Below are 15468 nucleotides of genomic sequence, written 5' to 3'. Positions count from 1 at the left end.
GCGCGATCTGCTTGCATGAGGATCATGGACGCCATACTCACCAGCCTGATCGCCGTGCTGGGCACCCTGTTGGGCTCCCTGCTCACTCACGTGTTCCAAGTGCGCTCCAACCGGCGGGCCGAGTGGAGCGCCCGGGCCGAGCAGCACCGGCAGGAGCGGATCGAGGCCTTCGGGGCCTACGCCGGGGTCCTGGTGGAGTTCCGGCAGGCGGCGCTGCACCACTGGCACTGCATCCACCAGGGCACCGACGCCGCCGAGGAGCCCGTCCTGCGCGGCCGGTCGTACGAGGCGCGCTCGCGTGCCCAACATGCTTTGTTCCGAGTTCAGTTGACCGCTCGGACGCCCGAGATCGGCGAGCTGGCGGCCGGGGCCTTCGAGGAGATCGGTCGGATCGACCAGGCCGCCGACCTGGCCGGGTTGATCGACCGCCGGGACGCCACCCGGGTGCGGATCGACGAGTTCGTGACGGCGGCCCGGGAGCAGCTGTGATCCCCTGACGGATCTTCAGGGGATAATCACAACCGTGACAGAGCACCGCGAAACGACCACCGACGCCACCGCACTCGCCTGGCTGACGGCCTCGCTCGGCCGGCCGCAGCCGGGGCCCGGGCACCTGGTGTCCGAGCTGCTGCCGGCCGGGTACCAGGCGTACGTCCGGATCTTCCACCGCTTCGAGAGCTGGGACCGCGCCACCGCCGGCCCGAGCTGGCGGGAGTGGGCGGAGCGCTCGGGCGTGCCGTACGTCGGGGAGCTGTCGCACCGCTGGCTCAAGGACGGCCTGGAGACGGTGGACGAGGACGGGGTCGAGCTCACCACCGTGCGCTGGGTGGCGGAGGACGGGGCGCTGGACGCGGCGAGCCGCCGCGCGCTGGTGGCGCTGCTCGGCCCGGTGACGCGCGATCAGCCGGTGCACTACGCCTACCGCCACGCCGCCGCCGTCAACGGCCTGCCCGGCCCCCTGCTGCGTACCGCCCCGCTGGCCGCCCTGGAGGCCCTGCGGGAGGAACTCACCGCCGCCGTCGGCGAATCCGGCCCGGAGCACTGGTGGCCCGAGGACCGCAGCTGGGTGGTCGCCACCGACTACGACCTGCTCTCCAGTTACGTCGCCTGCACCGCCGCCACCGCCGCCCTGCTGCTGGCCGACCCCACCCTGGAGGCCATCGAGGTCACCCCGCACACCCGGATCGACTGGGACACCGAGGTCCCGGCCGCTCAGGCCCCGTAGCCGTCGTCGGGCGTGCCCGGCGGGATCGGCGGGCACGCGTGCGCGGGGGCGGCACTGCCGGCCTTGGCCAGGACCGGGCCGTCCGGCGGCGCCACGTTCTGGTCGGTGACGAAGACGAACCAGGCGGCGGCCGTGGTGACGTCGATCTGACCGGACACCCGCCCGTCCCGCTGCCAGGCCACCCCGGCGGTGTCGAACGAGCGGAGCAGCGCGTCCAGGGGCACCGCCGAGTCGAAGGCGCCGACGGCCGGGTACTCGACCGGGGCCGGGAGCCGGGCGGGGACGGTCAGCCGGGTGACCAGGCGGCAGCGGCACACCACCAGGTGGAGGTCGCCGAAGCCGAACCAGTGCGGCCACCGGTGCCGGGCCGAGACCCGGTTGCCGGTCCACGGCGGCCCGAGGACGGCGGTCGGCTCCGGCAGCGAGGCCCCGCAGTCACCGGGCCGAGGTGCAGTGCACCGGGCCGAGGTGGCCGGTGCGGGCGAAGGCGGTGAGCAGGTCCAGGACGTCGGGGGTGTTCGGTGAGTCGGTCGTCGCCGTCCAGGTTCGCAGGGCGGCGCAGGCCGGTTTCAGCTCGCCGTCCGGGGGATGCGGCGCTCCCAGTCGCGTTCGAACAGGACCTCGGTGCCCTCCAGCGCCGTGACGTGGTTGTGGACGGTGAAGTACCGGGCGTCGCAGGTGATCTCGGAGCGGGTGCGGACGGTGGTGTCCCAGCCGATGTCCGGGCGTTGCAGGCGGACGGTCCAGTCGGAGCGGGTGGTGGCGGAGAGCGGGGAGTCGGCCAGGATGCGGTAGGACTCCACGGCCTGCTCGTCGAAGACCAGGCCGTCGGGGTAGATCCGGGTGCCGCCGTAGGCCGGATCCACCTCCAGGCGGTGCTCGCCGGTGGCCACGTCGCGCACCACCAGGCGTTCGGGCCGGGCGGTGAGCGGTTCGGGGTAGCTGACGTCCAGGCCCTCGGACTGCTCGGGCGGTTCGAAGGTGACGGGCGGTGAGCCCGCGTCGGCGGCGAGGTGGCGGACGGGGAGGGTGAGGGTGCTGTGGCCCGGGTCCAGTTCGAAGCCGCCCGGGTCCGGCTGGGGCCAGATCCACGGCCAGTAGGCGGACGAGAGGGCGAGCCGCAGGCGGTGGCCGGCCGGGAAGGCGTGGGCGATCGAGACCAGCTCGAAGGTGACGTCCTCGGTCTCGCCGGGAGTCCACTCCACCACCCGGTCCCGGCCCTGACGGGAGCTCAGGTTGAGCACGCCCCGGGTGACCAGGGTGGAGGAGCCGTCGGGGGCGACGTCGCAGAGCCGGGCGATCACCTGGCCGCGCCGGGCCCGGCTGCGCACCCGCAGCCGGACCGTGGCCCGCCCCAGGATCTCCACCGGCTCGGGCAGCGGCTGCGAGTCGAAGCAGACCGAGCGCCCGTCCTCCTCGCGCTGGTCCGGCGGCAGGTCGGCCGCGTTGCCGAACGGGAAGAACCGCCCGGCGTCGATCCCGGTGTGCTGCGGGGAGCGCACCTGCACGTGGCGGTCGGTCGAGGTGCCGGCGGTGCGCAGCGCGTCGTCCAGGCCGTGCACCACCTCGCGCACGTCCGGCGAGGGCCAGGTGTCGGAGGCGACCCAGCGGCCCGGCCGGTTGGCGTACACCGTCGCGGGCGGCACCGACTCGTTCATCCAACTGCGCAGCGCGGGCTCGGACATGACGCCGTTGTCGGCGTCCTTGAGCCAGTGGTCCCACCAGCGCAGGGTCTCCTGGAGGAAGCCGACCGCCGGGCCGGGCGGCAGGCCGCGATCGGGGTACTGGTGCGACCAGGGGCCGATGATGCCGCGCACCGGGGCGTCCAGGTGCTCCAGCAGCCGCAGCACGGTGTCCCGGTACGGGTCGGCCCAGCCGCCGACCGCGAGCACCGCCGCCCGGATCGCGCCGTAGTCCTCGCAGACGCTGCCGTGCCGCCAGTAGTCGTCCCGCACCTGGTGGGTGAGCCAGGGGTGGACGAAGGGCTCCAGCGCCTCCAGCCGCTCCCGCCACATCCGGCGCCAGTCGTCGCCGGCGTACTTCGGGTCCGGCGGGCGGGCGGTGAACGCCAGCATGGTGGCGGACCAGGCGTGCATGTCCACCGCGAGCAGCGAACCGCCCATGTAGTGCACGTCGTTGTCGTAGCGGTCGTCGGTGGAGCAGACGGTCACCACGGCCTTCAGCGGCTCGGGGGCCAGCGCGGCGATCTGCAGGCTGTTGAAGCCGCCCCAGGAGATGCCGAACATGCCGACCCTCCCGCTGCACCACGGCCGGGCCGCCAGCCACTCCACCACCTCGACGCCGTCGGCCAGCTCCTGCGCGGAGTACTCGTCGCCGGGCAGGCCGCCGGAGTTGCCGTGCCCGCGGACGTCCACCCGGACCGAGGCGTAGCCGTGGCCGGCGTACCAGGGGTGGCGCTGGGCGTCGCGCGGGGCGGTCCAGTCGGTCAGCCGGTAGGGGAGGTACTCCAGCAGGGCGGGCACCGGCTCCCCGGTGACGGGACGCCAGATCCGGGCGTACAGCTCGGTGCCGTCGGAGAGCGGGATGCGCAGGTCCTCGCGGGTGATCCCGTACGGGTAGCGCTCGGGGTGCTGCATCGGGACTCCTCCGGGAGGGATCAGCGGACGGGGTGCATGGTGCGGCGCATCCAGGGCAGGGCCAGGTACAGCGCGATGCCGGCCGCCACCGCGAGGGCGCCCAGCCAGCCGTAGTAGGCGGCGTCGGAGACCTCGCCGTAGAGCTTGGTCAGCTGGGCCGCGATGCCCTGGGAGAGGGCCAGCGAGAGGAACCAGACGGCCATGGTCTGGCTGGCGAAGTGACGGGGCGCCAGCTTGCTGGTGGCGGACATCCCGGTGGTCTCCAGCAGGACGTCGCCGAGGCCCATGAAGAGGTAGCAGCCGAGCAGCCAGAGCCCGGCGATCTGGTAGCCGCCGCTCTTCCCCGCCGTGGCCGGGACGAGCACCAGGAAGGCGGCGCCGGCCGCGAACAGCGAGTAGGCGATCTTGCGGGAGGCGTGCGGCTGGCGGTGGTCGAGCCGGGCCCAGACGGCGGCCACCACTGGGGCCAGCAGCACCTCGATGGCGCCCAGGATCGAGGTCCACCAGCTGGACGGGAAGTGCCAGCCGAAGATCGAGTTGTCCACGTGGTCCACCGCCAGCAGGGCCAGCGTGGTGTAGGACGAGAACAGCACCAGGTTGAAGACCACCGAGGCCAGGAAGAGCACCACGTACGGGCGCAGCCGCCCGCGCTCGGCCGGGCTGACCTCGGGGGAGCGGAACATGACGGCGAAGTAGGCGATCGGGGCCAGCACCGAGACCAGGGTGACCAGGTCCACCGTGCGGTCCATGGTGAGCCAGCCGACCGCCCAGGCCGCCAGGCCGAGGGCGGCGAGCACCGCGACCGCGAGCAGGGCCAGCCGCCCCCAGCGGGTGCGTTCGGCGGCCGAGAGCGGGTGCACCGGGCCCCGGTCGCGGTGCAGGGTGGTGCGGCCCAGCACGTACTGGACCACGCCGAAGGTCATGCCGACGGCGGCGGCCGAGAAGCCCCAGTGCCAGCCGACGTTCTGCCCGAGCCAGCCGGAGACCAGCGGTCCGGCGAAGGCGCCGATGTTGATGGCCATGTAGTAGAGCGCGAAGCCGGCGTCCCGGCGGTCGTCGTCGGTGGCGTAGAGGCCGCCGACCAGGGTGGCCGCGTTCGGCTTGAGGAAGCCGGTGCCGATCACGATCAGGCCCAGGCCCGCCCAGGTCATCGCGGCGGAGGGCACCGCCATCGTGTAGTGGCCGCAGCCGATCAGCACCCCGCCGTAGAGCACGGACCGGTAGGAGCCGAGCATCCGGTCGGCCACCCAGCCGCCGACCACCGAGGTCAGGTAGACCAGCGTGCCGTAGGCCGACACCACCGAGGCGGCGGTGCCCTGCGCCATCCCGAGGCCGCCGTCGGCCACCGCGTCGGCGAAGTAGAGCACCAGGATGGCCTGCATGCCCAGGAAGGAGAACCGCTCCCAGACCTCCAGCCCGGAGAGGGTGAGCAGGCCCCGGGGGTGGCCGAAGAAGGAGTGGTCCTGCCGGGAAGTGTCCTCGGTCTCGGTCTCGGTGGTCACGAAAGACGACAATAGGTGAGATTACGGGTGATTTCCTGAGCGGACGTCAGCTGGTGGGCCGTCAGGGCGAGCCGAATGCTCCCGTGCGCCGGGGTGGCGCAGTTGCGCATGGGTTGCACCTGCGGCCGGGCAGGGGGAAGGATGGCCCGGCTCAGCGCTCTGGGCATCTCGTACGACTTACCTGCGACCTACCTGGAGGACCGCCGAATGGCTGCGCCTGCGAGACTGCGCGAACGGCTCACCCGTGAGGAGTGGATCCGGCTGGCCGGGATGGGCGGCTTCGTGCTCGCCCTGCACGTCGTCGGCTGGTTCACCCTGATCGCCCTGGTCGCCCCGGAGAAGTACGACGTCGGCGGCCAGGTGTTCGGCGTCGGCATGGGCCTCACCGCCTACACCCTCGGCATGCGGCACGCCTTCGACGCCGACCACATCGCGGCCATCGACAACACCACCCGCAAGCTGATGGGCCAGGGCCAGCGCCCGCTCTCGGTCGGCTTCTGGTTCTCGCTCGGCCACTCCTCGATCGTCTTCGGGCTGTGCGCCCTGCTCGCCTTCGGCATCCAGTCGCTGGCCGGCCAGGTCGAGTCGGACGACTCCACCCTGCACGACGTCACCGGGCTGATCGGGGTGAGCGTCTCCGGTGTCTTCCTGGTGCTGATCGGCCTGATCAACCTGGGGGCCTTCAACGGCATCCTCAAGGTCTTCCGCCGGATGAAGCAGGGCGAGTACGACGAGGCCGAGCTGGAGCGCCAGCTCGACAAGCGCGGCTTCCTCAACCGGATCCTCGGCAAGGTCACCAAGGCCGTCACCAAGCCCTGGCACATGTACCCCGTCGGCCTGCTCTTCGGCCTGGGCTTCGACACCGCCACCGAGGTCTCGCTGCTGGTGCTGGCCGGCGGCGCCGCCGCCTTCCAACTGCCTTGGTACGCCCTGCTGGTGCTGCCGGTGCTGTTCGCCGCCGGGATGTGCCTGCTGGACACCATCGACGGCTCGTTCATGAACTTCGCCTACGAGTGGGCGCTCTCCAAGCCGGTCCGCAAGATCTACTACAACCTCACCGTCACCGGCCTCTCGGTGCTGGTCGCGCTGGTGATCGGCGGCATCGAGCTGATCGGGCTGCTCGGCGAGAAGCTGGAGATCGGCTCCGGCCCGGTGGCCTGGATCGGGGAGATCGACCTGGACCTGGTCGGCTACGCCATCGTCGGCCTGTTCGTGCTGACCTGGGCCGCCGCCTACGGCTACTGGAAGCTGGCCAGGGTCGAGGAGCGCTGGACCGAGGCGATGGCCAAGGGCGCCGCCGCCCGGGACTGACCCGGCGTCACACCACGCTCAGGAGGGGCCCGGCAGCCGCCGGGCCCCTCCTCGTGTCCGGGGCGAGGCCGGACCGGCCGCGACTCTCCGTCGTCCGGGCCGTTTCCGATTGTTAACTGACGGAGTCTTGTCGTGTCATTTTCTACGCGCGTATCTTGGGGCCGCCGGTCCTGGCCGGTAGTCGATCTACACGGGTAGCGGCCCTGCCGCCGCGACCTGACCCACCCTCAGCTCCCGGCGACCCCACGACCGCCGGAGCATCCGACCGAGGAGTCCTGCCCGGTGACCAAGCCCACCGCCCCCCGTTCGCGTCGCGCCCTGCTGCGCGCCACCCTGTTGCCCGCGGGTGTCGCGGTCTCGCTCGTGCTCGTCCCGCTGCCCGGCGCGTTCGCCGCGCCCTCGGCCGACGCGGTCATCTCGGAGGTGTACGGCGGCGGCGGCAACTCCGGTGCCACGCTGAAGAACGACTTCGTCGAGCTGGCCAACAAGGGCGCCGCCGCGCTGGACCTGGCCGGCTACAGCGTGCAGTACCTGCCCGGCACCCCGAGCGCCGGCTCGCAGTGGGGCGTCACCCCGCTGACCGGCTCGATCCCCAAGGGCGGTCGCTACCTGATCGCCGAGGCGGCCGGCACCGGCGGCACCGTCGCGCTGCCCACCCCGGACGCCACCGGCACCCTGGCGCTCTCCGGCACCAGCGGCACCGTCGCGCTGGTCCAGGGCACCGCCCCGCTGACCTGCAAGACCGCCGCCGACTGCGCGGCCGAGCCGCGGATCAAGGACCTGGTGGGCTTCGGCACCGCCGTGGTCCGCGAGGGCTCCGGCCCGGTCACCGGCGCGAGCAACACCGCCTCGGTCTCCCGCAAGGCCGGCCTACCGGACACCGACGACAACGCGGCCGACCTGGTGGCCGGCCCGACCAGCCCGGTGAACAGCAAGGGCGAGGTGCCGGACGGCGACACCCCGCCGGAGCCGACCGAGCCCGGCACCGTGCGCATCCACGACATCCAGGGCACCACCCGACTCTCCCCGCTGACCGGCAAGAACGTCGCGGGCGTCCCCGGTGTGGTCACCGCCGTGCGCACCTACGGCTCCAAGGGCTTCTGGTTCCAGGACCCGAACCCGGACGCCGACCCGGCCACCAGCGAGGGCCTGTTCGTCTACACCGGCAGCGCCGACCCGACCGTCAAGGTGGGCGACTCGGTGCTGGTGACCGGCAAGGTCGCCGAGTACTACCCGGCCTTCAGCGCCGGTGGCCAGTCGCTCACCCAGCTCTCCGGCCCCTCGATCGCCGTGGTCTCCTCGAACAACCCGGTGCCCGCGCCGTTCGTGCTGAACGACCGCTCGATCCCGGCGGCCTACACCCCGGACGCGGCCGGCGGCTCGATCGAGGCGCTGCCGCTCAAGCCGGCCGACTTCGCGCTCGACCGCTACGAGTCGCTGGAGGGCATGAACGTCCAGATCAAGGACGTCCGGGTGGTCCAGGCGACCGACGAGTACCACGAGCTCTGGGTGGAGGCCCGCCGCAAGGACGAGAAGTCCAAGCGCGGCGGGGTGATCTACCTCGGCTACGACAACCCCAACTCCGGCCGCCTGATGGTGCAGTCGGCGCTCCCGGAGGCTACCCGGCCGTTCCCGGTGGCCAACGTCGGGGACCGCCTGGAGGGCGTCTCGGCCGGCCCGCTGGACTACAACCGCTTCGGCGGCTACACCCTGGTGGCCAACACCATCGGCGCCCGGGTGGACAACGGCCTGGAGCGCGAGGTCACCAAGGACGCCGCGCCGGGCGAGCTCACCGTGGCCACCTACAACGTGGAGAACCTCGACCCGTCCGACCCGGCCGAGAAGTTCGCCCAGCTCGCCCAGGGCATCGTCACCAACCTCCGGGCCCCCGACGTGGTCACCCTGGAGGAGGTGCAGGACGACAACGGCGCCACCAACGACGGCACCGTGGACTCCGGCGCGACCCTGAAGAAGTTCACCGACGCGATCAAGGCGGCGGGCGGCCCGGCCTACGACTGGCGCACCGTCAACCCGGAGAACAACAAGGACGGCGGCGAGCCCGGCGGCAACATCCGCCAGGTCTTCCTGTTCAACCCGGCCCGGGTCTCCTTCACCGACATCGCGGGCGGCACCGCCACCACCGCGGTGGACGTCAAGGGCACCGGCAAGACCACCTCGCTGACCGCCTCGCCCGGCCGGATCGACCCGGCCAACGAGGCGTGGGCCAGCAGCCGCAAGCCGCTGGTCGGCCAGTTCGTCTTCAAGGGCAAGACGGTCTTCGTGATCGCCAACCACTTCAACAGCAAGGGCGGCGACCAGGGCCTGGACAGCCGCTTCCAGCAGCCCACCCGCTCCTCCGAGGTGCAGCGGATCAAGCAGGCCCAGGTCGAGCAGGCCTTCGTGGCCAAGCTGATCGCCGCCGACCCGCAGGCCAAGGTGGTCTCGCTCGGCGACTTCAACGACTACCAGTTCTCCCCGGCGCTGACCGCGCTGACCAAGGACGGCGTGCTCCGCGACCTGGTCAACGAGCTCCCGGAGAAGCAGCGCTACTCCTACGTCTTCCAGGGCAACTCGCAGGTGCTGGACCACATCCTGGTCAGCCCGGCACTGAAGCACGCCAAGTACGACATCGTGCACATCAACGCCGAGTTCGCCCAGCAGGCCAGCGACCACGACCCGCAGATCGTCCGGGTCAAGCCGTAGTCTCCGGCGACACGCGGGGCGCGGACCGGTCCTCCGGTCCGCGCCCCGCGCGCTTTCCCGGGGGTGCTACCGGCCCAGGGCCTTCAGCACCGCACCGGCCATCGCCCGCTCGCCGGCCGCGTTCGGGTGGAACGGCACCGCCGGGGAGCCCGGCAGCGCGCCCTCCACCCAGCGGTCGGCGGAGCAGGCGTCGTGGCCCCTGGTGGGGGTCAGGGTGTCCACGTAGGTGGCGCCGTTCGCGGCGGCGGTCCGGGCCAGCATGGCGTTCAACTCGCCCAGCACGCCCCGGAGGTAGTCCACGTCGCCCGGGGTGACGGGCTGGCGGCCGAGGCAGCTGCGGCCGTCCTCGGGCAGCACGGACGGGTAACCGACCAGCAGCACCTTGGCGTTGGGCGACTTGGCGTGGATCTTCCGCAGCATGTCGGCGAGTTGCGGCGCGGCCCCGGCGATCCGGGCGCGGAGCGAGTCCTCGCCGTAGACCCACTGGAAGGACCAGTCGCGCCACTCCCAGTGCCCGTCGGCGTAGACGTCCTTGCACGGGGTGCCGAACGGGTTGACCACCGCCCCGGCGATGCAGACGCCGATCACGTCCCCGACGCCGAGGTCGGTGACCCCGAGGTCGTTGCCGCCGATGCCGAGGGTGACCAGGCCGGTGTCCGGGCGGAGTGCGTCCAGTTGGGGGTCGTTGACCCGGAGGAAGGCGTCGTACTGGGCCGTGGTGAGGTGCTTGACCTTGGCGGCGGCGCAGGTGACGTCGGTGTAGCGGGGGCTGCCCAGCGCGGCGGCGACCAGGTGGCCGTAGTTGCGGTCCGAGCGCAGGCAGAGGCCGGCGGACTGGCTGGGCACGCCGGCGCCGGCGGCGTAGGAGTCGCCGAGCGCGACGTAGGGGCCGAAGCCGCTCTGGGCCTGGGCGCCGGTGGTGGGGGCGGCGAACGCGACCAGCGCGGCGGCGGCGACCAAGAATTTCCGGGCATGGCGGAGCACGGTTCCTCCTGAGGGGTGGAGAGAAACGCATGGTGGGGGAATTCGCTTTACCGGCAAGTAAGTTACTGGCAGGTTAATGGCGCTGTCCAGGGGTGTTGCGGAAATCCGTCGCCTCGTCAACTCCATTGGCCTTTACGATCCTTGGCGGATCGTTTATCGACGGAATTCCGCTACCGGGCGGATCGGAATTCCCCGGCGGGGTGGTTGACCGGGCGCCGCCAGGACCGGAGAATCCGGACACCACCCCCGCACAGCCCCGCACCCCTGGAGGACCCTCGTGGCACTGGACGCCGACGTCATCGTGATCGGAGCGGGGCTGGCCGGCCTGGTCGCCACCGCCGAACTCGCCGACGCCGGACGGAAGGTGATCCTCCTCGACCAGGAGCCGGCCGCCTCGCTGGGCGGTCAGGCGCACTGGTCCTTCGGCGGCCTCTTCCTGGTCGACTCGCCCGAGCAGCGCCGGATGCGGATCAAGGACTCGCACGAACTCGCCTGGCAGGACTGGCTCGGCACGGCCGGCTTCGACCGCCCCGAGGACGCCTGGCCGCGCCGCTGGGCCGAGGCCTACGTCGCCTTCGCGGCGGGCGAGAAGCGCTCCTGGCTGCACCGGCAGGGCGTCCGGTTCTTCCCGGTGGTCGGCTGGGCCGAGCGCGGCGGCCTGACCGCCACCGGGCCGGGCAACTCGGTGCCGCGCTTCCACATCACCTGGGGCACCGGCCCCGGCCTGGTCGCGCCGTTCGCCGCCCGGGTCCGGGCCGCCGCCGCGCGCGGGCAGGTGGAGCTGCGCTTCCGGCACCGGGTGACCGGCCTGGGTGCCACGGCCGGGGCGGTGGACACCGTCACCGGCGAGGTGCTGGTGCCCAGTCAGGTGGCCCGGGGCGAGGGCAGCTCGCGCGAGGTGGCCGGCTCCTTCGAGCTGCGCGCCCAGGCGGTGATCGTCACCTCCGGCGGCATCGGCGGCAACCACGAGCTGGTCCGCAAGGCCTGGCCGGCCCGGCTCGGCACCCCGCCGCAGAAGCTGCTCAGCGGCGTGCCCGCGCACGTGGACGGGCTGATGCTGGACATCGCGGGCGCGGCCGGCGGCCACCTGATCAACGGCGACCGGATGTGGCACTACACCGAGGGCATCGAGAACTGGGACCCGATCTGGGCCCGGCACGGCATCCGGATCCTGCCCGGCCCGTCCTCGCTCTGGCTGGACGCGCGCGGGCGGCGGCTGCCGGTGCCGCTCTTCCCGGGCTTCGACACCCTGGGCACGCTGGAGCACATCATGACGACCGGTCACGAGTACACCTGGTTCGTGCTCACCCAGAAGATCATCGAGAAGGAGTTCGCGCTCTCCGGCTCGGAGCAGAATCCGGACCTCACCGGGAAGTCGGTGCGCGGGGTGCTCGGCCGGGCGCTGCCCGGGGCGACCGGGCCGGTGGAGGCGTTCAAGCGGCACGGCGCGGACTTCGTGGTGGCCGACTCGCTGGCGGAGCTGGTGCGCGGCATGAACGCGAAGACGGGGGAGGCGCTGATCGACGAGGTCGAGCTGCGCCGGGAGATCGAGGCCCGGGACCGCGAGCTGGCCAACCCGTTCTCCAAGGACCTCCAGGTGACGGCGATCCACGGCGCCCGTCGCTACCTGGGCGACAAGCTGATCCGCACCGCCACCCCGCACCGGCTGCTCGACCCGAAGGCGGGCCCGCTGATCGCGGTCCGGCTGAACATCCTCACCCGCAAGTCGCTCGGCGGCCTGGAGACCGACCTGGACTCCCGGGTGCTGCGGGCCGACGGCGAACCGCTGCCGGGCGTCTACGCGGCCGGCGAGGCGGCCGGCTTCGGCGGCGGCGGGGTGCACGGCTACCGCTCGTTGGAGGGGACCTTCCTCGGCGGCTGCCTCTTCTCCGGCCGGGCGGCGGGGCGGGCGGCGGCGCGGGCCACCGCCTGAGGCCCGCGCGGGGGTCGTCGGCGACGGTCCGTCAGCCGGGCGGCCGGGGCCGGGACGGGCGGCGGTCCGATCCCGGTGGCGGTCGGGGCCGGTGGCGGTCGGAGCCTTCGAGGGGTGGCCGGGGCCTGGGCGGGCAGCAGTCCGACTCCGGTGGCGGTCGGGTCCGGGGGTGGGCGGAGCCTTCGGCGGGGTGGCCGGGATCACCATCGGGCGCGCCGGGCCACCGGCTTCGGGGTGCGGGGCGTGGGGCAGAATTCAGGTGATCACGGGGGTGGCGATGGTCCTCCCCGGTGCCCGCAGCCCGGTCCCGGCGGACGCCGCCGGACCTCCGTCGGAAGGAAACTGATGGCTCGTCGCCCCCGCAAGGAGGCTGCTCCGGCGGCCTCGGCCAAGGCTCCCGTCACCGTCACGGTCTGCCGGGGCTGCTGCTGCGGGACCGAGCGGCGGCACCCCGAGGTCGACCACGCCGCCCAGCTGGTCCGGCTCCGGGAGGGCATCGGCGAGGCCGGCCGGGTCCGCGCGGTCCCCTGCCTGGACGCCTGCGACCACTCCAACGTGGTGGTGGTCAGCCCGTCCGCCGAGGGCCGGGCGGCCGGCGGGCGCCCGGTCTGGCTGGGGTGGGTGCTGGCCGACGACATGCTGGACGAGATCACCGACTGGGTGAAGGCGGGCGGCCCCGGTGTCGCCGACTCGCCGGGCACCCTGGACCTCCAGGAGTTCGCCGTCTCCCGCCGGGTCCGCGAGGGCCTGCCGGGCTGAACCCGGCAGGGGGCCGGTGTTTGCGGCCGTTCCGGCAGGGTGTCGCCGACCGGGGCCGGGTGTTTGCCGGTCAGGGGCGGGTGTCGTCGACCGGGGTCGGGTCAGGTGTCCGGCGGCGGGGGTCCGGAGCCGTGGGCTCGGTCGTCGCTGCCGGAGCCGGGCCGAGGCTGATCCCGCGTCAGTGAGCGTGGCTGCGTGCCCGTCCCGGAGGCGGGCGTGCCCCCCGGCCGGAGCCGCGTCGGCTGTGCCCCGGCGGGGCCGGGCTGGCATGCTGCCGGGCATGAGTGCGACCGAACTGAACGGCAGGCCGGTACGGCCCGAGGAGCTCCAGGCCCTGGCCCTCACCAACTACGGCCACTTCACCACGCTGCGGGTCTCCGACGGCCGGGTGCGCGGTCTCGCCCTGCACCTGGAGCGGCTGCGCCGGGACTGCCGGGAGCTGTTCGGCGCCGAGCCGGACCCGGACCGGGTGCGGCAGTACGCCCGGCGGGCGGTCCCGGCGACCGGGGACGTGATGGTCCGGATCACCCTCTTCGACCCGTCCCTCGACCTCACCGGTCTGGCCGGGAAGGCCGACCCGGCCGTGCTGGTGACGACCCGTCCGGCCGGGCCCGCCGGGCCGTTGCCGCCGCTACGAGTCCGGACGGTGACCTATGCGCGGGACCTGCCGGAGGTGAAGTCGGTCGGTCTGTTCGGTGCCCTGCGCCACCGCCGGGAGGCCCAACTGGCCGGGTACGACGACGCGTTGTTCGTCACGCCGGACGGCGTGGTGGCAGAGGGCGGCACCTGGAACCTCGGGCTGGTGCGCGACGGCGAGGTGGTCTGGCCGGAGGCCCCGTACCTGCCCGGCGTCACCCAGGAGCTGCTGGCCGGGCTGCACCCGGCCCGCCGCGAGCGGGTCACGCCGGCCGGGCTGCCCGGCTTCGAGGCGGCCTTCGCCGTCAACGCGGCCATGCCGCTCGGCCTGCGGCCGGTCGGCGCGGTCGACGCGGTGGCGTACCCGGAGGCCCACCCGGTCCTGACCGCGCTCGCCGCCGCGTACGCCGCCCTGGAGGGTGAGCGGATCTGACCGTCAGGGCCCGTGCGTCAGGGTCCGGCACCCGGGCGGGGGCCGGACCCTGACGGTGGCTCAGTAGCCCCGGGCGCCCCGGCCCGGGTCAGCCTGCTGGACCTTGGAGGCCAGGTCGTGGCCGTCCTTGGAGACGTGGTACCGGTCCATCACGTAGTTCATCGCGGCGGCGCAGCTGGCGATCGGATCGTAGATGTTGGTGGAGGTCCCCGGCTGGTGGTGGGCGGCGAAGGTGCTCGGGATGGTCTGCCACGGGCCGCGCGAGCAGTTCTGCGGGTAGCCGTCGCCGACCCGGGGGCCGTGCGCGTTGCTGTCCCAGTCGTTGACCAGCGGCATCGCGTTGTACGAGGACTCGCGGCCGGTCATGGTGAGCAGGCCGCGCATCCAGTTGGCCCGGGCCTGCGGGTCGGTGATGCCCATCAGGTCGAGGGTCTTGTTGATGTAGTCCTCGCAGGCGGCCCGGCCGCTCTTCCAGGACCCCCGGCCGCCGTACTCGACCTCGGAGACCTTGATGGCCGAGGCGGTGGACGGCGTGGCGGAGGCGTCGCCGCCGCCGTCGCCCGAGCCACCGTCGTTGCCGCCGTCACCGGAGCCGTGCCCGCTGCCGCTGCCGTGCCCGGAGCCGCTGCCGGTCCCGTGGCCGCTGCCCCGGCCGGTCCCGTGGCCACTGCCGTCGCCGACCTGCTTGGGCCGGTCCGGCGTCTCGCGGTCCTTCTCCTGCTTCCGGTGCTCCTCGGCGACCCGCCGCTCCGCCTCCTGGTACTCCTGGATCACGGACTGGAGCTTCAGCGCGTCGGAGGCCATCGCCTCGGTGAGCTTCTCCTTCGTCGCCATCAGGTGCCGGGCGCGAGCCTCCACGTCCTTGGCGTCGTTCAGCACGTCGTAGGCGATGGCGAAGCCGGCGATCCCGGCCAGCGGGCTGACGGCCAGGTCGACCGCGACCGCCTTGGCCAGGGTGGACTGGATCCTGCCGAGCTTGGCCTGTAGCTCCGCCATCCGCTGACTGGTCTGCTCCCAGTCCCGCTGGAGCTTGCCCAGCTCCGCCGTCGAGACGCCGAACCCGTTCCCGCCGCTCATACCGCTGCCCCCTGCCTACTCGCTCCGCTGCCGCGCGGGCCGTCGCGAACGGCTGCCCGCTCTCCGTCTGGTGACGGCCCCTCACACCTGGTGGTTCCCCGGCATCCTGCCACGACCGGGCGACGGGTACCGCAGGCGGCGGGTGCGGAAGGCGCCCTCGGGGGGCGTGCGGACGGGAGCGGGGCCCCCCGGGGGGGGGCCCCCCCCCCGGGGGGCGGGGCGGCCCCGCCCCCCCCCCCCCCCGCCCCGGCCCCCCCGGCCGCCGCCCCGGCTCCGGTCGAGGCCGCGCCCGCCGCTGCCGCTCCGGC

12 protein-coding genes are annotated in these 15468 nt (G+C 73.3%); 7 read left to right on the top strand and 5 right to left on the bottom strand.

All coding sequences use genetic code 11. The annotated features are described in order from the left end of the window. Positions 1–24 precede the first annotated feature (24 nt). Positions 25–489 (top strand): hypothetical protein, encoded by a 465-nt coding sequence (locus ACIRBX_RS18950; protein ID WP_402298041.1) that lies wholly within the window; start codon positions 25–27, stop codon positions 487–489. Positions 490–523: 34 nt separating this feature from the next. Then, positions 524–1225, top strand: a complete 702-nt coding sequence (locus tag ACIRBX_RS18945; RefSeq protein ID WP_402298039.1) for a hypothetical protein — start codon at positions 524–526, stop codon at positions 1223–1225. Here the strand turns inward: ACIRBX_RS18945 and ACIRBX_RS18940 are convergent. From ACIRBX_RS18940 to ACIRBX_RS18930, 3 genes are all read right to left on the bottom strand, one after another. Next, a complete protein-coding gene (locus ACIRBX_RS18940; protein WP_402298038.1) occupies positions 1213–1545 on the bottom strand; it encodes a hypothetical protein in 333 nt (110 codons plus the stop codon). The two genes, ACIRBX_RS18945 and ACIRBX_RS18940, sit on opposite strands and share 13 nt — an antisense overlap. 249 nt (positions 1546–1794) lie before the next feature. Further along, positions 1795–3822: a CocE/NonD family hydrolase gene (locus tag ACIRBX_RS18935; protein ID WP_402298037.1), complete on the bottom strand. Its 2028-nt coding sequence runs from the start codon at positions 3820–3822 to the stop codon at positions 1795–1797. Positions 3823–3842: 20 nt separating this feature from the next. After that, positions 3843–5324, bottom strand: coding sequence for a peptide MFS transporter (locus tag ACIRBX_RS18930; protein WP_402298036.1), 1482 nt, complete (start codon positions 5322–5324; stop codon positions 3843–3845). A 207-nt stretch (positions 5325–5531) separates the two neighbouring features. On the opposite strand from ACIRBX_RS18930, the gene ACIRBX_RS18925 reads away from it, so the two are divergent. Continuing rightward, the gene (locus ACIRBX_RS18925) at positions 5532–6635 is read left to right on the top strand and encodes a HoxN/HupN/NixA family nickel/cobalt transporter (RefSeq protein WP_402298034.1); all 1104 of its coding nucleotides are present in this window, start codon (positions 5532–5534) and stop codon (positions 6633–6635) included. Positions 6636–6917: 282 nt separating this feature from the next. Next, positions 6918–9338 (top strand): endonuclease/exonuclease/phosphatase family protein, encoded by a 2421-nt coding sequence (locus tag ACIRBX_RS18920; protein WP_402298032.1) that lies wholly within the window; start codon positions 6918–6920, stop codon positions 9336–9338. A 66-nt stretch (positions 9339–9404) separates the two neighbouring features. On the opposite strand, the gene ACIRBX_RS18915 is transcribed toward ACIRBX_RS18920, so the two are convergent. Continuing rightward, positions 9405–10322, bottom strand: a complete 918-nt coding sequence (locus ACIRBX_RS18915; RefSeq protein WP_402298030.1) for an SGNH/GDSL hydrolase family protein — start codon at positions 10320–10322, stop codon at positions 9405–9407. Between the two features lie 277 nt (positions 10323–10599). Between ACIRBX_RS18915 and ACIRBX_RS18910 the strand changes: the two genes are divergently transcribed. From ACIRBX_RS18910 to ACIRBX_RS18900, 3 genes are all read left to right on the top strand, one after another. Beyond that, positions 10600–12255 (top strand): FAD-binding dehydrogenase, encoded by a 1656-nt coding sequence (locus ACIRBX_RS18910; protein WP_402298028.1) that lies wholly within the window; start codon positions 10600–10602, stop codon positions 12253–12255. Between the two features lie 345 nt (positions 12256–12600). Then, positions 12601–13014 (top strand): (2Fe-2S) ferredoxin domain-containing protein, encoded by a 414-nt coding sequence (locus tag ACIRBX_RS18905; RefSeq protein ID WP_402298027.1) that lies wholly within the window; start codon positions 12601–12603, stop codon positions 13012–13014. Positions 13015–13294: 280 nt separating this feature from the next. Continuing rightward, the gene (locus tag ACIRBX_RS18900; protein WP_402298025.1) at positions 13295–14083 is read left to right on the top strand and encodes an aminotransferase class IV; all 789 of its coding nucleotides are present in this window, start codon (positions 13295–13297) and stop codon (positions 14081–14083) included. A 60-nt stretch (positions 14084–14143) separates the two neighbouring features. On the opposite strand, the gene ACIRBX_RS18895 is transcribed toward ACIRBX_RS18900, so the two are convergent. Continuing rightward, positions 14144–15160: a hypothetical protein gene (locus tag ACIRBX_RS18895; protein ID WP_402298024.1), complete on the bottom strand. Its 1017-nt coding sequence runs from the start codon at positions 15158–15160 to the stop codon at positions 14144–14146. Positions 15161–15468 lie beyond the last annotated feature (308 nt).

It is taken from the genome of Kitasatospora sp. NPDC096147, assembly GCF_044763225.1.
Lineage (GTDB): Bacteria > Actinomycetota > Actinomycetes > Streptomycetales > Streptomycetaceae > Kitasatospora.
This window is presented reverse-complemented; position numbering and strand designations above follow the sequence as displayed.